The organism is Streptomyces spinoverrucosus (genome assembly GCF_015712165.1).
Taxonomy (GTDB): domain Bacteria; phylum Actinomycetota; class Actinomycetes; order Streptomycetales; family Streptomycetaceae; genus Streptomyces; species Streptomyces spinoverrucosus_A.
This window is the reverse complement of record NZ_JADPZX010000001.1, coordinates 2,091,070-2,107,600: the sequence shown is the minus strand read 5'-3', so window position 1 is coordinate 2,107,600 and position 16,531 is coordinate 2,091,070. Positions and strand designations below refer to the sequence as shown.

Annotated in this window: 16 protein-coding genes and 1 pseudogene; 5 read left to right on the top strand and 12 right to left on the bottom strand. The window is 70.6% G+C overall.

The features are described from left to right. Positions 1 to 11: 11 nt before the first annotated feature. A pseudogene (locus I2W78_RS09430) lies at positions 12 to 779 on the bottom strand (hypothetical protein); the annotation flags it as partial. A gap of 373 nt (positions 780 to 1,152) precedes the next feature. On the opposite strand from I2W78_RS09430, the gene recA reads away from it, so the two are divergent. Both recA and recX read left to right on the top strand, forming a co-directional pair. Then, complete coding sequence (gene recA, locus I2W78_RS09425) at positions 1,153 to 2,280, top strand: recombinase RecA (RefSeq protein ID WP_196458649.1); 1,128 nt, start codon at positions 1,153 to 1,155, stop codon at positions 2,278 to 2,280. A gap of 3 nt (positions 2,281 to 2,283) precedes the next feature. Then, positions 2,284 to 3,216 carry a recombination regulator RecX gene (gene recX, locus I2W78_RS09420; protein WP_196458648.1) on the top strand — a complete coding sequence of 311 codons (933 nt, stop codon included), beginning with the start codon at positions 2,284 to 2,286 and terminating at the stop codon, positions 3,214 to 3,216. A gap of 80 nt (positions 3,217 to 3,296) precedes the next feature. Here the strand turns inward: recX and I2W78_RS09415 are convergent, their stop codons facing one another. The 8 genes from I2W78_RS09415 to I2W78_RS09385 form a co-directional block, all read right to left on the bottom strand. After that, positions 3,297 to 3,704, bottom strand: coding sequence for a rhodanese-like domain-containing protein (locus I2W78_RS09415; protein WP_196458647.1), 408 nt, complete (start codon positions 3,702 to 3,704; stop codon positions 3,297 to 3,299). 64 nt (positions 3,705 to 3,768) lie between these two features. Beyond that, the gene (locus tag I2W78_RS09410) at positions 3,769 to 4,317 is read right to left on the bottom strand and encodes a cysteine dioxygenase (protein WP_196458645.1); all 549 of its coding nucleotides are present in this window, start codon (positions 4,315 to 4,317) and stop codon (positions 3,769 to 3,771) included. 82 nt (positions 4,318 to 4,399) lie between these two features. After that, positions 4,400 to 4,471 carry a putative leader peptide gene (locus I2W78_RS41645; RefSeq protein WP_309544753.1) on the bottom strand — a complete coding sequence of 24 codons (72 nt, stop codon included), beginning with the start codon at positions 4,469 to 4,471 and terminating at the stop codon, positions 4,400 to 4,402. Positions 4,472 to 4,592: 121 nt separating this feature from the next. Beyond that, positions 4,593 to 6,356 (bottom strand): FAD-dependent monooxygenase, encoded by a 1,764-nt coding sequence (locus I2W78_RS09405; RefSeq protein ID WP_196458643.1) that lies wholly within the window; start codon positions 6,354 to 6,356, stop codon positions 4,593 to 4,595. Positions 6,357 to 6,542: 186 nt separating this feature from the next. Next, positions 6,543 to 7,439 (bottom strand): amino acid ABC transporter permease, encoded by an 897-nt coding sequence (locus I2W78_RS09400; RefSeq protein ID WP_196458641.1) that lies wholly within the window; start codon positions 7,437 to 7,439, stop codon positions 6,543 to 6,545. Further along, complete coding sequence (locus I2W78_RS09395; RefSeq protein ID WP_196464486.1) at positions 7,436 to 8,113, bottom strand: amino acid ABC transporter permease; 678 nt, start codon at positions 8,111 to 8,113, stop codon at positions 7,436 to 7,438. Before I2W78_RS09395 ends, I2W78_RS09400 begins: the two co-directional genes overlap by 4 nt. Positions 8,114 to 8,228: 115 nt before the next feature. Further along, positions 8,229 to 9,065 carry a glutamate ABC transporter substrate-binding protein gene (locus I2W78_RS09390; RefSeq protein WP_196458639.1) on the bottom strand — a complete coding sequence of 279 codons (837 nt, stop codon included), beginning with the start codon at positions 9,063 to 9,065 and terminating at the stop codon, positions 8,229 to 8,231. An 83-nt stretch (positions 9,066 to 9,148) separates the two neighbouring features. Further along, the gene (locus I2W78_RS09385) at positions 9,149 to 9,925 is read right to left on the bottom strand and encodes an amino acid ABC transporter ATP-binding protein (RefSeq protein ID WP_196458637.1); all 777 of its coding nucleotides are present in this window, start codon (positions 9,923 to 9,925) and stop codon (positions 9,149 to 9,151) included. Between the two features lie 289 nt (positions 9,926 to 10,214). Here I2W78_RS09385 and I2W78_RS09380 point away from each other — a divergent pair, with 289 nt between their 5' ends. Further along, complete coding sequence (locus tag I2W78_RS09380; RefSeq protein WP_196458635.1) at positions 10,215 to 10,901, top strand: response regulator transcription factor; 687 nt, start codon at positions 10,215 to 10,217, stop codon at positions 10,899 to 10,901. A gap of 9 nt (positions 10,902 to 10,910) precedes the next feature. After that, entirely contained in the window at positions 10,911 to 12,317 is a 1,407-nt protein-coding gene (locus I2W78_RS09375; protein WP_196458633.1) for a sensor histidine kinase, read from the top strand. A gap of 118 nt (positions 12,318 to 12,435) precedes the next feature. Here the strand turns inward: I2W78_RS09375 and I2W78_RS09370 are convergent, their stop codons facing one another. Beyond that, positions 12,436 to 13,431 (bottom strand): TAXI family TRAP transporter solute-binding subunit, encoded by a 996-nt coding sequence (locus I2W78_RS09370; RefSeq protein ID WP_196458631.1) that lies wholly within the window; start codon positions 13,429 to 13,431, stop codon positions 12,436 to 12,438. 85 nt (positions 13,432 to 13,516) lie between these two features. On the opposite strand from I2W78_RS09370, the gene I2W78_RS09365 reads away from it, so the two are divergent. Beyond that, positions 13,517 to 13,921: a MazG nucleotide pyrophosphohydrolase domain-containing protein gene (locus tag I2W78_RS09365; RefSeq protein ID WP_196458629.1), complete on the top strand. Its 405-nt coding sequence runs from the start codon at positions 13,517 to 13,519 to the stop codon at positions 13,919 to 13,921. A gap of 82 nt (positions 13,922 to 14,003) precedes the next feature. Here I2W78_RS09365 and I2W78_RS09360 read toward each other — a convergent pair whose 3' ends face one another. Together I2W78_RS09360 and I2W78_RS09355 are read right to left on the bottom strand one after the other, a co-directional pair. Continuing rightward, positions 14,004 to 15,374, bottom strand: coding sequence for a hypothetical protein (locus I2W78_RS09360; protein ID WP_196458627.1), 1,371 nt, complete (start codon positions 15,372 to 15,374; stop codon positions 14,004 to 14,006). Between the two features lie 164 nt (positions 15,375 to 15,538). Then, entirely contained in the window at positions 15,539 to 16,324 is a 786-nt protein-coding gene (locus I2W78_RS09355) for a hypothetical protein (protein ID WP_196458626.1), read from the bottom strand. Between the last annotated feature and the right edge of the window lie 207 nt (positions 16,325 to 16,531).

Below are 16,531 nucleotides of genomic sequence, written 5' to 3'. Positions count from 1 at the left end.
GCCGTCAGCCAGTGCGTGAGCACGGCCCACACCGTGGCGCCGGCGACCGCCGCCCCATAGCAGCCGACCGCCACCCCGACGATCCGGCCGCGGACCTGCTCGCTCCACGGGGTGCGGGAGAGCAGCCAGACCAGCGCGGGCAGGACCAGTACCGCGTGCAGACTGACCCCGTGAAGCGGCTTCAGCGGGGCCGTTGAGCGGTACGCCGCCTCTTGGTCGCCGGTCCGGACGAGGATCACGCCGCGCACGATCATCGCCGCGCCCGAGACCAGCGCGACGAGCAGGACGGCGAACCCGGACCGCACGGCGAGGGCCATGCCCACCGGACCCGAAGGCCGGTGCCGGAACGACGCGATCGCGAAGACGGTGAGCAGGACCACCAGGACGCCGCCGCCCACCGCGAGCGTCATCGACACCACAGTGTCGAAGGGCGTCTCCATGTCGAGGTGCGAGGGCACCCGACGCCATGCCTGAAGGGTGATGCCGCCGACCTCCACCACACAGTCGGCGGCGAACAGGACGAGCAGCACGGCACGGACCTTCGGCGCGATCCGCAGATACGACGTGACCCAGGTGACCGCCATCAGCGTCACCCCGAAAGACAGCCCGAAGGTCACCGGCTTGCGCCAGGAGACGGGCCCGACCCACGGGCCGCCGTCGACCGCGAACACCACCAGGTGCGCCAGCCCGGAGGCGATCAGGAGGAGCGCGGTCGCGTGGCAGAGGCGAGAGACGGCGGTTCCCGGAGACGGGGCGCGGCCGGCGGCGTGGGTGGTGATCTGCGTCGGCGGCGTGGGGGGTTCCGTGCCCGGAGCCTGGCGGAGGCGGTCCGGTGCGGTCGTCGTACGGCCGGAGACACCTGTCGTACGACGGGGGAAGCAGGGCGGAGTTCGGGCGGTGGTGCGGGAATCGGGGACTGGTGTCGGTGCGCGGTCGTAGTCTCGGAAGTGCCGTGTGGTGAGCTTGACACCAAAATCGAACATCCATTCTTATGGAGGCTCCGGTGAGGCTCTCGACGGGTTTTCCACAGGGATTTGATGGAGAAGTGCCCGAGTTATCCACAGGCCGGACCGGCGTCGGGGCGCATTGTCAGTGGCAGGCGTTAGCGTCTTTGGCGTGAAGCGATCGACTCAAGCAAACCGGGTGGAACCCATGGCAGGTACCGACCGCGAGAAGGCACTCGACGCCGCCCTCGCGCAGATTGAACGGCAATTCGGCAAGGGCGCGGTCATGCGCATGGGCGAGCGGGCGAAGGAGCCCATCGAGGTCATCCCGACCGGGTCGACCGCGCTCGACGTGGCCCTCGGCGTCGGCGGGCTGCCGCGCGGCCGTGTCGTGGAGATCTACGGCCCGGAGTCCTCCGGTAAGACGACCCTGACCCTGCACGCGGTGGCGAACGCTCAGAAGGCCGGCGGACAGGTCGCCTTCGTGGACGCGGAGCACGCCCTCGACCCCGAGTACGCGAAGAAGCTCGGCGTCGACATCGACAACCTGATCCTGTCCCAGCCGGACAACGGCGAGCAGGCCCTGGAGATCGTGGACATGCTGGTCCGCTCCGGTGCCCTCGACCTCATCGTCATCGACTCCGTCGCCGCGCTCGTCCCGCGCGCTGAGATCGAGGGCGAGATGGGCGACAGCCACGTGGGTCTGCAGGCCCGCCTGATGAGCCAGGCCCTGCGGAAGATCACCAGCGCGCTCAACCAGTCCAAGACCACCGCGATCTTCATCAACCAGCTCCGCGAGAAGATCGGTGTGATGTTCGGCTCTCCAGAGACCACGACCGGTGGCCGGGCGCTGAAGTTCTACGCCTCGGTGCGCATCGACATCCGCCGCATCGAGACCCTGAAGGACGGCACGGAGGCGGTCGGCAACCGCACCCGCTGCAAGGTCGTCAAGAACAAGGTCGCGCCGCCCTTCAAGCAGGCCGAGTTCGACATCCTCTACGGCCAGGGCATCAGCCGCGAGGGCGGCCTGATCGACATGGGCGTGGAGCACGGCTTCGTCCGCAAGGCCGGCGCCTGGTACACGTACGAGGGCGACCAGCTCGGCCAGGGCAAGGAGAACGCGCGCAACTTCCTGAAGGACAACCCCGACCTGGCCAACGAGATCGAGAAGAAGATCAAGGAGAAGCTGGGCGTGGGCGTGCGGCCGGAGGAGCCTGCGGCCGAGCCGGGCACGGACGCCGCGGTCTCCACTCCCGCGGACGACCCGGCCAAGGCGGCCCCGGCCCCGGCGGCGACCAAGACGGCCAAGACCAAGGCCGCGGCTGCCAAGAGCTGACCCGTGACACGGCGAACCGAGTGGGCCGAGTACGCATACCCCGGCATCCCGCGAGAGCCGGATCCGGGGAGCGCGGACGAGGGGGGCTTTGCCGGGGCCGGGCGCGGCGAGGGCTGGCCGGACGGCGGGTCGAGTGCTGGGGTCGGGCACGGTGACGGTTGGCTGCCGGACGGCGTGTCGAGTGCTCGGGCCGGGCACGGTGACGACTGGTTGCCGGACGGCGGGTCGAGTGCTGGGATCGGGCGCGGTGACGGCCGGCCGGACGGCGGCTCGCGCGCCGGTGCGGGTGCGAGCGGTGGTGGTCGGCCTCGCGGGGGGCGCGGCGAGGCCGGCTCACGGCGGGCGCGCGGGCGACGTCGACGTGGCTTCGCCGAGCCGTCCGCCGAGGACGGGGGCACCTCCTCCTTGTCGAGGGCCGAGCAGGAGGAGTCCCCAGGGGACCCGGCTGAGCGGGCACGGGCGATCTGCCTGCGCCTGCTCACCGGGACCCCGCGCACGCGAAAGCAACTCGCGGACGCCCTGCGCAAGCGGGAGATCCCGGACGACGTGGCCGAGGAGGTGCTGTCGCGGTTCGAGGAGGTCGGGCTGATCAACGACAGTGCCTTCGCGGACGCCTGGGTGGAGTCCCGGCACCACGGCCGAGGGCTGGCCCGGCGGGCGCTGGCGCAGGAGCTGCGGACCAAGGGGGTCGACTCCACGCTGATCGACGCGGCCGTCGCCCAGCTCGACTCCGAGCAGGAGGAGACGACCGCGCGCGAACTCGTCGCCCGCAAGCTGCGCTCCACACGCGGCCTCGAGCGCGACAAGCGCCTCCGCCGGCTGGCGGGGATGCTGGCGCGGAAGGGCTATCCCGAGGGGATGGCCTTGCGGGTGGTCAGGCAGGCCCTGGAGGAGGAGGGGGAGGACACGGAATTCCTGGGCGAGGAAGGGTTCTGAGGGGCCTCGCGGGGACAGGGCGTGCCGTCCCGGGACGTTGGTGACACGCACACGCACACGCGCACGCCCCGCGCCCAGCCTCACGAGTTCGCGGTCACCGGAAGCCCCGCACCCCGCCAAGCCTGGAACCCGCCCTCCAGGTCCGTCGCGCGGTGCAGCCCCAGGCGGTGCAGGGACTCCACCGCGAGGCTCGACGCGTAACCCTCGTTGCAGACCACCACAACGCGCAGTTCGTGGCTCGTGGCCTCGGGAAGGCGGTGGCTGCCGTGGGGGTCGAGGCGCCACTCCAGTTCGTTGCGTTCCACGATCAGGGCGCCGGGGATCACGCCGTCCCGCTCCCGCAGGGCCGCGTACCGGATGTCCACGAGGAGCGCCTCGCCGGCCCGGGCGGCCTCGTACGCCTCCTGCGGTTCGATCCGCGCGTACCCCTCGCGCACCCGCTCCAGCAACTCGTCGATGCCCACCGGCATCCCACGTTCATCGCTCATCGCCCCTCCTCAACGTCCCTACCTCGACTGCCGGTTCACCCCGCACTCCGCCACACACACCGCCTCACTGCCAGTCCTCGGGCCGCTCAACCTGCTCCAACCGCAGCACAGTGCCCGCGCGGCTGTAACGCCGAATTCGCGGCAGCGGCGGGTAGTAGGCGTGCACGGAGACGGCGTGTCGGTCGGGGGACTCGTTGAGTACCTCGTGGACGTGGTGGCGGCCGAAGGAGCGGCCGTGGCCCGCCGACAGGCGGCGTTCCCGGTCGACGTCCTCCGTGAGTTCCAGGGTCTTCCAGCCGTCCGTGGGCAGCCGGGCGGCGAGGGAGTGCTCCTTGAGCTCGCCGCGGGCGGTGAGGAAGGCGCCCACCGAGTCGGCGTGGTCGTGCCAGCCGGTGCCCGTGCCGGGCGGCCAGCCGATGAGCCAGGCCTCGCTGCCGCCGGGACCTTGCAGCCGTACCCAGGTACGGCCTTCCGGGTCGAGCGGCAAGGAGTCGATCAACGCGGTGTCGGCGGCCGTACGCCGGGCGAAGTCGAGGAGATCGGCCTGCGTGGGAGCGGCCGCGACAGATCCGGAGGCGGAAGGAGATACAGAGGCAGAGGGGGAGACAGACAACGTGCACCGTCCTGATGAGTGTTCGCGAGAGCGCGCGCGGCGAGGCGTCAGCGGCGCGCGCGGAAGAAGAGGGAAGGCGATATCAGCAGGAGGGACGACACACGCAGCCCGCGTAGCGGACGAGGTCCATATGGACCCTCCGCCACAGGCGCACACAGGTGTCGGTCACGATCCGGAGTACACCATGCCGGTGCGGACCGGTCAACTCACCGTCACCCTGCGGACGGAGACACAGGGTGACGGCGAGGCGGAAGCTCACACAGCGCTTCCAGAGGTCAGCGGGAGCCCGCCGTCGCTTCCGCCGTGGCCTTCGCCGGCCCACCCAGTGCCGCCTCGGCCGCCGCGTACAGGTCGGACGGGCGGACGCCGTTGAGGGCCGTGACCAGATGGCCGTCGGGCCGGATGAGGAGCACGGTGTGGGCGGAGGCGCCCGGGTAGCGCTCGGCAACCAGCAGTTCGGCCGGGTGCGGCAGCGCGGTGACCGCGGCGGCGAGCCGGGGCATGATTCCGGCGGACACCCAGTGCTTGCGCTCCCACACACCGGTGCCCGGTGCGATCAGTACGACGAGCAGCGCCCCGCGCCCGAGCCGGTCGCGCAGTTGTACGAAGGAACCATCCTCCGCCGTGACCCGCACATCCGCCACCGGCGCACCCGGGAGCGTGTCGACGGGGACCTCTGCTTCGATGCGCTGGGGCGCGAGGGGTGAGTCGGCGTACGCGGCCGGCGCGCCCATCGGTCCACGCCCCAGGTGGCCGTCGGTGAGCAGCGCGTCGTGGCCGCGGCCCGCGCCGGGTACGTAGGAGCGCAGGGTCCCACCGCCACGCAGCAGCGGCAGTACCTGGTCGGCGGCGCGCAGCCGGGCGGCGACGACGTCGCGGCGCTCCGCCTGGTAGCTGTCGAGGAGGGTCTCGCGCGGCCCGTGGTGCCAGGCCAGTGCCAGCTTCCAGGCGAGGTTGTCGGCGTCCTTGAGCCCATCCTCCAGTCCCTGGGTGCCGAGCGCGCCGAGCAGATGGGCCGCGTCCCCGGCGAGGAAGACGCGGCCGACGCGCCAGCGGCGGGCGAGGCGGTGGTGGACGGTGTGCACGCCGGTGTCGAGGAGTTCGTACGGGGGTGTGGAGCCGCCGGTCCAGCCCGCGAGGGTCTCCCGGATGCGGGTCACCAGGAGTTCGGGCGTGACCAGGTCCTTGCCGGGCGGCAGCAGCCAGTCCAGCCGCCAGATGCCGTCGGGGAGCGGGCGTGCGGTGATCTCCCCGGCCGAGGGGCCCGACGTCCGCCACGGCGGCATCCGATGGAGCAACGCCCGGCCGGGCCAGGGAAGTTCCGCGCGCAGTGCGGCGACGGCGTACCGTTCCACCGCGGTACGGCCGGGGAAGCGGATGTCCTGGAGCTTGCGCACGGTCGAGCGGGGGCCGTCGCAGCCGACCAGGTAACTGCCGCGCCACCAGGTGCCCTCGGGGCCCCGGGTGTGCGCGGTGACGCCGGAGGTCTCCTGCTCGATGGTGTCGAGTCGGCTCTCCATCGCGATCTCGACGAGGGGTTCGCGGTCGATGGCGGCGCGCAGGGCGCCGGTGAGGACGTGCTGGGCGAGGTGCAGGGGCGGCAGCTCGGGGGCGGCGCCGGTGGTCACGGCGTAATCCGAGCCGAACTGGCGGCCCTTGTCCGGTTGACCGAGGCCGCCCAAGTCGCCGGAGCCGGGGATGGGGGTGAGGCCGGGACCGGGACCCGCGAAACCGGGGCCCCTGAAGCCGCCCGAGCCTTCGACGTCGTCGAAGCCCTCGAACGTGATCTCCCGCACCACCTGCCTGCGCCGCATCGACCGCCATCCGGCCCAGCGGGTCCCGGCCTCGGTGAGCGGCAACCCCGTCAGCCGTTCCATCAGCGCGGCGGTGTCCTCGCGCAGGACGACGGTGCGGGCGAGCCGTGGTTCGTCCGTGCCCGGGCCCTCGTCGAGGACGACGGACGGTACTTCCTGACGCGCGAGCGCCAGGGCGAGCGTGAGCCCGACGGGCCCCGCTCCGACGATGATCACCGGATCCACGCGGCGCTCCCTGTCCGCAGCGGTGCCTCTGGAGACGGATGTGAACAGGAGGTTGGAGCAGGGTGCACGATCACAGAACGTATGCAACCCATTGCCGGTGCTTGCGTCAAGTGACGAGGGGCAGTGGCGATCATGCCACTGCCCCTCGTGTCACTGAAGGCCGATGACTCACCCTCAGATGGTGCCTCAGGTGCCGGTGCCGTGCGTACCCCCGACCTCCGCGGCGTTGAGGTCGTCGACCTTCTCGGCCCCGAGGACCGCGCCGGTGCTCTTCTTGCTCCGCCTCAGCCTGGCCTCCAGCCAGCTCGCGAAGCTGGTGAGGAGGAAGTTCACGACGATGAAGATGATCGCCACGACGATGAAGCTCGGGATGACGTTCGCGTAATTGGCCGCGAGCGTGCCGCGCGCACTGACGAGTTCGCTGTAGTTGAGTAGCGCGCCGCCCAGCGCCGTGTCCTTCACGATCACGACCAGCTGGCTGACGATGGCCGGGAGCATCGCCGTGACGGCCTGCGGCAGCAGAATGGTGGTCATCGTCTGGCTCTTGCGCAGGCCGATGGCGTGGGCGGCCTCCGTCTGTCCCTTCGGCAGGGAGAGGATGCCGGCCCGGACCACCTCGGCGAGGACCGAGGCGTTGTACAGAACCAGGCCGGTGACGACCGCGTACAGGGGTCGGACCTCGCTGCTGATGTCCGTCGAGCGGGCGTAGAACTCATTGGCGAACAGCATCAGCAGCAGCACCGGGATCGCCCGGAAGAACTCCACCACCGCGCCGGCCGGAACGCGCACCCACCGATGGTCGGACAGGCGTGCGATGCCGAATACGGCGCCCAGCGGCAGGGCGATGACCATGGCGAGTGCCGCGGCCTTCAGGGTGTTGGCGAGGCCGGGCAGCAGATAGGTCGTCCAGGCTTCGCCTTCGGTGAACGGCTTCCACAGGGCCCATTGCAGCTGGCCCTTGTCGTCCATGACCTGCCAGACCCACCACACGAGCAGAGCGAGCAGGGCGACGAAGACCGCCGAGAAAATGATGTTGCGCCGCTTGGCCTTGGGGCCGGGGGCGTCGTACAGAACCGAGGTCACCGCTTCACCGCCAGTCGCTTGCTCAGCCAGCCGAGGAACAGGCCGGTGGGCAGAGTCAGTACAACGAAACCGAATGCGAAGATCGCGCCGATGAGCACGGTCTGGGCCTCGTTCTCGATCATTTCCTTCATCAGCAGGGCCGCTTCTGCCACACCGATCGTGGCTGCCACCGTCGTGTTCTTGGTCAACGCGATCAGGACGTTGGCCAACGGGCCGATGACCGAGCGGAAGGCCTGTGGCAGCACGATGAGCCGCAGGACCTGACTGAAGGTCAGCCCGAGAGCCCGGGCCGCCTCGGCCTGCCCGACGGGCACAGTGTTGATGCCGGAGCGCACCGCCTCGCAGACGAAGGCGGCGGTGTAGGCGACGAGGCCAAGAACCGCCAGTCGGAAGCCCTGCAGCTCGAAGTCGTCCGGCGCGCCCATCGTCACCCCGAAGATATCGGCGAGGCCGAGCGACGTGAAGACGATGATGACCGTCAGCGGGATGTTCCGGACAATATTCACATAGGCGGTGCCAAAGCCGCGCATCAGCGGGACTGGGCTGACCCGCATCGCGGCCAGCAGGGTGCCCCAGACCAGCGAGCCGATGCCGGAGAACACGGTGAGCTGCACCGTCACCCAGAAGGCGCCCAACAGGCTCGGGTCGTCATAGTCAGAAAGAAAGTCGAACACGATCTCCCGCGCTTCCGGGTGTGTGACGAACGTGGCTGGCATGGCGCGCCGCCGCCGGGACAGCGGCCGGCGGCGGCGCGCCCGCGAAGCACTCCGCTAGGTGCGAACTCCCGCGTTACTGAACGATCTGGCCGATCTTCGGCGCGGGCTCGTTCTTGTAGTTGGCCGGACCGAAGTTGTCCGCGACGGCCTTCTCCCAGGCCTTCTCGCTGACCATCTTCTCCAGCGCTTCGTTGATCTTGTTCACAGTCTCGGTGTCGCCCTTCTTGACGCCGATGCCGTAGTTCTCGTTGCTCAGCTTCAGGCCCGCGAGCTTGAACTGGCCCTTGTACTGGTCCTGCGAGGCGAAGCCGGCGAGGATCGAGTCGTCGGTGGTCACCGCGTCCACGGCGCCGCTCTGCAGGCCGGCGATGCACTCCGAGTAGGTGCCGTTCTGCTTCAGCTGGGCGTCCGGAGCGATCTCGGCCTTGACGTTCTGTGCAGAGGTGGAGCCGGTCACCGAGCACAGCTTCTTGCCGTTGAGGTCGGTGCCTTCCTTGATGTCGGAGTCCGCCTTGACCAGCAGGTCCTGATGGGCCAGCAGGTACGGGCCGGCGAAGTCGACCTTCTCCTTGCGCTCGTCGGTGATGGAGTAGGTGGCCGCGATGAACTTCACGTCGCCGCGGGAGAGGGCGTTCTCACGGTCGGCGCTCTTGGTCTCGACCCACTCGATCTGGTCGGCTTCGTAGCCCAACTCCTTGGCCACGTAGGTGGCCACGTCCACGTCGAAGCCGGAGAAGGAACCGCCCGGCTCCTTCAGGCCCAGACCCGGCTGGTCGTACTTGATGCCGATCTTGATCTTGTCGCCGCCACCGGAACCGGAGTCCGAGTCGCCGTCGCCGCCACAGGCGGTCGCGGTCAGGGACAGGACAAGTGCGGTGGTCGCCGCGGCGGTGGCCTTGCGGAGCTTCATGGTGAACATCCTTTGCGTGATGAAGTGGAGGGCCGTCGGGTGCGGGAAGCGCGGCTCGTCGCGGGAGAGGCGGCGAGCGACGGTCAGTGGTGGAGGATCTTCGACAGGAAGTCCTTGGCGCGGTCGCTGCGCGGGTTGCTGAAGAACTGGTCCGGCACGGCCTCTTCGACGATGCGGCCGTCTGCCATGAACACCACACGGTTCGCAGCCGATCGGGCGAAGCCCATCTCGTGCGTGACGACGATCATGGTCATGCCGTCGCGGGCGAGCTGCTGCATGACCTCCAGCACCTCGTTGATCATCTCCGGGTCGAGGGCCGAGGTCGGCTCGTCGAAGAGCATCACCTTCGGGTCCATGGCCAGCGCCCGCGCAATCGCGACGCGCTGCTGCTGACCGCCGGAGAGCTGCGCGGGGTACTTGTCCGCCTGCGAGGCCACGCCGACCCGGTCGAGCAGGGCCCGGGCCTTCGCCTCGGCCTGCTTCTTCTCCGCCTTGCGGACCTTGATCTGGCCCAGCATCACGTTTTCGAGCACCGTCTTGTGCGCGAACAGGTTGAACGACTGGAACACCATGCCGACATCGGCGCGCAGCCGGGCCAACGCCTTGCCCTCCGCGGGCAGCGGCTTGCCGTCGATGGTGATCGAGCCGGAGTCGATCGTCTCCAGCCGGTTGATGGTGCGGCACAAGGTGGACTTACCGGACCCGGAGGGCCCGATGACCACGACGACCTCGCCGCGGGCGATCGTCAGATCGATGTCCTGGAGTACGTGCAACGCGCCGAAGTGCTTGTTGACGCTCTTCAGGACGACCAGTTCGCCGGTCGCGGCCACATCTTCCTTGGCCACCGATACTTCGGTCATCGCTCTCAGGCTCCGTCCTCCTCGGTTTCGGAGGACAGTAGCTACCCTACGCGACCTGCGTCATTACATCTGAGGCGAATTTGAGTATCACGATCCGATAGCAGCTGGACACAGGTGGTAGCACGGATGACCGGCCCGCGTATCGGCCGGATAACGGAAGGGCCGCGCAACCGGAACCCTCTTGACGCCGTCCTCATCCATCAGCGTGACTGCCTTGGTGCACGCGCGCGCGTGCATGCGTTTTTCTACCCGCCGAGTCCGTACTGTCGATGAACCGAAGGGGGCCGGGATGAGACTGCTGCTCGTCGAGGACGACAACCACGTCGCCGCCGCTCTGTCCGCGGTCCTCGCACGGCACGGTTTCGACGTCACGCACGCGCGCAGCGGCGAGGAGGCCCTCCAGGCGCTCGTACCGGAGGGCGCCGGCTTCGGCGTCGTCCTGCTCGACCTCGGCCTGCCCGACCAGGACGGCTACGAGGTGTGCAGCAAGATCCGCAAGCGCACCAGCACCCCGGTGATCATGGTCACCGCACGCTCCGACGTCCGCTCTCGTATACACGGCCTCAACCTCGGCGCCGACGACTACGTCGTGAAGCCGTACGACACCGGGGAACTGCTCGCCCGGATTCACGCCGTCAGCCGGCGCACCGCCCACGAGGACCCCGCCTCCGGCGGCGAGACCGCGCTGCTCCTGGGTGCCGTACGCATCGAACTGCCCACCCGCCAGGTCACCGTGGACGGTTCGGTTGTCCAACTGACCCGCAAGGAGTTCGACCTGCTCGCCCTGCTCGCGCAGCGTCCCGGGGTGGTGTTCCGGCGGGAGCAGATCATCAGTGAGGTGTGGCGCACCAGCTGGGAGGGGACCGGACGCACCCTGGAGGTGCACGTCGCGTCCCTGCGCGCCAAGCTGCGCATGCCCGCCCTGATCGAGACCGTGCGCGGCGTCGGCTACCGGCTCGTCGCCCCGGCCGCGTAGCGGGGCAGGGTGCGCACACGTCTTCTGCCGCTGCTGATCGTCCTGATGGCGGCCGTACTGCTGGCGCTCGGCATCCCGCTCGCCGTCAGCGTTGCGGCGGCCCAGCAGCAGAAGGTGGTCGTCGACCGGATCGACGACACGGCGTTCTTCGCGGCCCTCGCCCAGTTCGTCACCGCCTCGCCCAGCGGGTCCCGCCGCACCGAGCCGGACGAGCGGCTGGAGACGCTCCGCCGCGAACTCGACAGCTACCACGACGTCTACGGCATCCGTGTCGGCGTCTTCTACGCCGATGACACCCCCATGGCTCATGCGCCCGCGGAGTGGTTCCTCCCCCGGGAGGGCGAGGTGCGCGAGGCCTTCGACGAGGCGCTGCTCAGCCGCCGCAGCGACGACCCCCGGCAGGTGTGGCCCTGGCAGGACCGGCGGCTCGTCGTGGCCTCGCCGGTCATCCGGGACGGCGATGTCGTCGCCGTCGTCGTCACCGACTCGCCCACCGGGCAGATGCGTTGGCGGATCCTGTACGGCTGGCTGGTCATCGCCGCCGGTGAGACGGCCGCCATGCTGCTGGCCGTCGGCGCCGCGCTGCGGCTGACCGGCTGGGTGCTCAGACCCGTACGCGTCCTGGACGCCACCACGCACGAGATCGCCACCGGACGTCTGAAGTCCCGGGTCGCGGTGGCGAGCGGGCCGCCGGAACTGCGCAGGCTCGCCCGGTCGTTCAACGAGATGGTGGACAACGTCGAGGACGTCCTGGAGCAGCAGCGCGCCTTCGTCGCCGACGCCTCCCACCAGCTGCGCAACCCCCTCGCCGCGCTGTTGCTGCGCATCGAGCTGCTCGCCCTCGAACTGCCCGAGGGCAACGAGGAGATCGCCTCCGTCCAGGCCGAGGGCAAGCGCCTGGCGCGGGTCCTGGACGACCTGCTCGACCTCGCGCTCGCCGAGCACGCCGAGGCCGACCTCCAGCTCGCCGACATCGGCGCGCTGGCCGCCGAGCGGGTCGCCGCCTGGGCCCCGACCGCCCGGGCCAAGGGCGTACGGCTGGCGGGGGACTGCCCGCCGACGACCGCGTGGGCCGACCCGGTGACGCTGTCCAGTGCGCTGGACGCGGTGATCGACAACGCCGTGAAGTTCACCCCCGAGGGGGAGTGCGTCGAGGTCACCGTGGCCTCCAACGGCGGCACCTCGACCATCGTGGTCGCCGACCGCGGGCCCGGTCTGACCGACGAGGAGCTCACCCGTGTGGGTGACCGCTTCTGGCGCAGCGGTCGGCACCAGAACGTGAAGGGCTCCGGGCTCGGCTTGTCCATCACGCGCGCGTTGCTCGCGGCGGCCGGTGGGTCCATCGCGTACGAGCGTCATGAACCGCACGGACTGAAGGTGACGTTGACCGTCCCTCGAAACAGCCCTACGGCTTGACCGAGCCGGACGGCAACAGCCCTTACGGCTTGACCGAGCGGGACGGCAACAGCCCTTATGGCTTGACCGAGCGGGACGGCAACAGCCTTATGGCTTGACCGAGCGGTGCGGTGCAGCCCTACGGCTTGACCGAGCGGTAGTAGCGTCGGGCGCCGTCGTGCAGGGGCAGCGGGTCGGTGTAGATCGCCGTGCGCAGATCGACCAGCTGGGCCGAGTGGACGTGCGCGCCGATGCGGTCGCGGCTCTTGATCACCGTGCGGGTCACCCACTCGGTGAGCTCGGGATCCATGTCCTTGCGGGTGATCAGTACGTTGGACACCGCCATGGTGGGCACGGTGGCGCCGCCCCGGGCCCCGTACGCCGACTCGGGCATGTTGGTCGCGCGGTAGTGGTGGGTGGCCGGGCCCTGCCGGTGCAGCTCGGCGACGAACTCGGCGTCGATCGGCACGAACTTGACCTTGAACTTCCGGGCCATCTGCAGCAGACCGTCCGTGGGCAGCCCGCCGGACCAGAAGAACGCCTCGATCTCGCCCCGCCGGAGCCGCGCCGGCCCGGTGTCGATGCCGTCGGACAGCGGCGTGATGTCCCGCTGCGCGTCGATGCCGGCCGCCTTCAGCACGCGGGTGGCGATCAGCCGCACGCCCGAGTGCGGCAGCCCTATGGCGACCCGCCTGCCGCGCAGGTCTTCGACCGAGTCGATGTCCGAGTCGCGCGGGACGACGAGATGCACATAGTCGTCGTACAGCCGTGCGACCCCGCGCAGCCGGTCGGCGCCGGGTCCCTCGTTCACTTCGTACGTCTCCACCGCGTCGGCCGCGGCGATGGTGAAGTCGGCCTCGCCGGTCGCCACGCGCGCGACGTTCTCCTGCGAGCCGTCACTGGTCACAAGCCGCACCTTGAGGTTCGGCATGTCCTTGGACAGCTCGGTGCGCAGCAGGGTGCCGTACTCCTGGTAGACCCCGCGCGGCGTGCCGGTGCTGAACGTGATCGTCCCGCTCGGCGGCTCCTCGCCCAGCGGCAGCAGCCACCACAGCAGCAGGCCGAGGGCGACAACGCCGGCGGCCGCGCCCTGCAGGGCCCGGCGGGTGCCGATACGGGGGAACGCTCTGGACATGCGCGCGATCCTGCCAGCCCGTCCGGCTGCTGACCAGGGCGGGAATCACAGGGGACTGTCAGTGGGGGCCGATAGTGTTCCGGGCATGAGTTCCTTGCCCGCCGACCTGGTCCGTGAGTTCCACCTGGCCTTCGGCCTCGACGCCCGCAGCGCTCCGACGGAAGTCCCGCCGGACCTGGCCGCGCACCGGGGCGAGCTGCTGGCCGAGGAGGCCGCGGAGGTCGCCGAGGTGTCGGTGACCGGCCCGCTCGACAAGCTGGCGCACGAGCTGGCCGACGTCGTCTACGTGGCGTACGGCACGGCCCTGGTGCACGGCATCGACCTGGACGCGGTCATAGCCGAGATCCACCGCTCCAACATGACCAAGCTGGGCCCCGACGGCCAGGTGATGCGCCGCGCCGACGGCAAGGTCCTCAAGGGGGAGCACTACGAGGCACCGGACGTGTCGGCGGTGCTGCGCCGGCAGGGCTGGCGGCCCGGCGGGGTGTGACGGAGGGTTATGGAAAGCGGTGGCGGTCCGGCTCGTGTCCTCCCGCGTGAGCCGGACCGCCGTAGCACCGGGCCTGCCGCCGCTATGCCATGTCGCTGCCCGCGAGCTTCCACTCCCGGTGCAGGGCGCCCAGCGGGATGCTGTGCTGGAACGCCGGTGTGCCGAAGACGGACAGCTGGATGCGCAGGGTGCCGGTGAGGTCGACGCCGCCGTACAGGCTCCAGACGGCGGGGGTGCCGGCCGTGGCCGTGGCCTCGCCGCGGAGGTACGGGGCCAGGTCGGCGGCGACGCCCACGGTGCCGTAGAGACCGACGGATGCCTGGGCGCCGAGGGTCGCCTTCACGTTTCCGGCGGTGGTCAGCGACGTGCGCACCGGCGTGCTGGTCATCTCGGACTCGCTGACCGGTGTCCATCCCTGGCCGAGGCCGAAGGTGCCGCCCGCCTTGAAGTCGCCCTTGAGGCTCTGCTCGACGTCGACGGTGATCCGGCCGTCGCCGCTGAGCTGGAGATAGCAGGTCAGGTCGAGGTTCACCACGACGGGGACGGGGCCGACCTGGAGCACCGGGTCGGCGTGCAGCTTCGCGAACGGGATGCGCAGCGGCGTGTCGGAGAGGGCGGCACGGCCCTGCAGGGCCCAGCCCGAGGTCCAGTCGCCGGACACACCGAGGTACGCGGAGGCCGGGGTGGCGCCGGTGCCCTGGCCGCCGTACCGGAAGTCGACCTGCGGGGCGAGCTGGACGTGACCGGAGACGGACGCCGCGGCCGATGCCGGCGAGCCCTCGACGGCGGGCAGTTCGGCCCGTACGTCGAGGCGCAGGCTGCCGAGCGGGACCGTGGCGCCCTCGGGGCCGACGTGGACGTCGCCGGCCTTGGACCAGGAGACGTCGACGTCGGGGAGCAGCTTGTCGACGTCGAAGGCGGCGGGGTCGACCGGGACGGAGCCGCGGGCGGTGTCGTCGCCGAGCAGGGCGTTGAGCGTGGCGGGCTCGGTCTGCACCTCGGTGCCCTCGTCGCGCTCGTCGATGACCTTGGTGACCTTGGCGAGGAGTCCGTCCGGGGCGCCGGGCGCGGGGCCGCTGGCGATGACGTCGCCGACGGCGGGGTCGGGGGACGGGGACGGCCCGGAACTCGCCTTCGCCGGCGCGGAGATGACGGCGCGTCGGGTCCGGCTGTCGTAGGAGTCGACGGTGAGGTCGCTCTTCCGGGCCTCCGCCTGCTCTCCGGGCGCGTCCGGGTCGGCGGTGGCGGTCGGGGCGTCGGCGGGGGCGGCCGCCACGGCGAGCGGCTCGCTGTCCCCGGCGGGCTCGGCCTGGTCGGCCCGGGCCTGGCGGGTCCGCTCGACGGTCGCGCGGGTGTCCTCCTGCGGGGGCGAGGAGCAGCCCGCGGCGAGCAGGAGGGCGGCTGCGGTTAAGACGGGCACGAGGGCACGCGTGTGCCGCTTGCGTCTGCGCAAGGTGAGTCCTGGGGTGGTGGGGGGGTGCCATGGGAGGATCCGGCGGGGAGACTTACCCGCCGGTAACCGAGCATGAGCATGCCACGCCGCGCTCATGGGAGTTCCACATTCCGGCCACATCTCCGAGTGACGTGGGCCACTGACTGCCAGTTCTGCGGGGGTTCTCAGCGGAGACGGGGGGTGACCGTGCCCTGCGGCGTGGGGGTGGCGTCGGTGAGGCGGGTCCAGTGCAGGTGGGTTTCCCGGTGCGAGCCGGACGCGGTGGCATCGGACACCGCCGCCGTCTGCTGTGCGTCGCACGGTGTTCCGGAGCGGGTGAGAAGCGCCAGTGGCCACTCCGGGCCCTCGCGGGTGTCCTCGCCGTCGAAGGCGTACCAGTCCCAGGCGCCGTCGAAGCGCCAGGCCCGCCCGGAGGCGTCGGCGACCTCGTCGCCCGGCTGAAGGAATGCGTAGGGCCTGAACAGCAGGTCGAAGGTGAACGGTGTCCCGTCGCCGGGGTGGATCTCGTAACCCGTGCCGTTGACCTCACTGTCCGCTGGGACCTCGCGGCAGGACAGGCCCCGGGGCAACACGGTGACGGCCAGACGAGGGCGGGGCAGCCAGCCCGTCTCCAGCGGGGGATCGAAGTGGTCGACGGCGGTCACGTGGACCACCGTCGGCGGCACCCCCACCCGGCACATGTCACCGGGCTTCAGGTGCTCCGGAGCCGGGTCGGTGCGGAACAACTCCATCTCGTCCCAGCTCCGGGTGCGGGCGTCGGGCCTCAGCGCCTCGGCCCCGAGCGCGACGACCCCGTTCCAGTGGAAGAACCGGCTGTCCGGGTCCGGGCGCCACCACGGCCACTCCAGCGACACGTGATCCCGCTCCACACCTCCTGCCACCCGGGTCGGGGTGAACGGGCAGGCGACAGTCAGCACGTCGCCCACCCGGAAGCCCGTCTCGTCCGTCACGTGGTCAGGTTAGGGCGTGCCTTGGGGGCGCCCGGGTCTCGGTCATGTGGTCGGGTTGGGGTGTGCCTTGGGGTGCCGGGGTCTCGGTCATGTGGTCGGGTTGGGGTGTGCCTTGGGGTGCCGGGGTCTCGGTCATGTGGTCGGGTTGGGGTGTGCCTTGGGGTGCCGGGGTCTCGGTCATGCGGTCGGGTTGGGGTGTGCCCCGCA

Coding starts and splice junctions, on each gene's coding strand:
- recA (WP_196458649.1), top strand. CDS start 1,153: ATGGCAGGTACCGACCGCGAGAAGGCACTCGACGCCGCCCTCGCGCAG.
- I2W78_RS09415 (WP_196458647.1), bottom strand. CDS start 3,704: ATGAGCGATGAACGTGGGATGCCGGTGGGCATCGACGAGTTGCTGGAG.
- I2W78_RS09390 (WP_196458639.1), bottom strand. CDS start 9,065: ATGAAGCTCCGCAAGGCCACCGCCGCGGCGACCACCGCACTTGTCCTG.
- I2W78_RS09385 (WP_196458637.1), bottom strand. CDS start 9,925: ATGACCGAAGTATCGGTGGCCAAGGAAGATGTGGCCGCGACCGGCGAA.
- I2W78_RS09380 (WP_196458635.1), top strand. CDS start 10,215: ATGAGACTGCTGCTCGTCGAGGACGACAACCACGTCGCCGCCGCTCTG.
- I2W78_RS09370 (WP_196458631.1), bottom strand. CDS start 13,431: ATGTCCAGAGCGTTCCCCCGTATCGGCACCCGCCGGGCCCTGCAGGGC.
- I2W78_RS09365 (WP_196458629.1), top strand. CDS start 13,517: ATGAGTTCCTTGCCCGCCGACCTGGTCCGTGAGTTCCACCTGGCCTTC.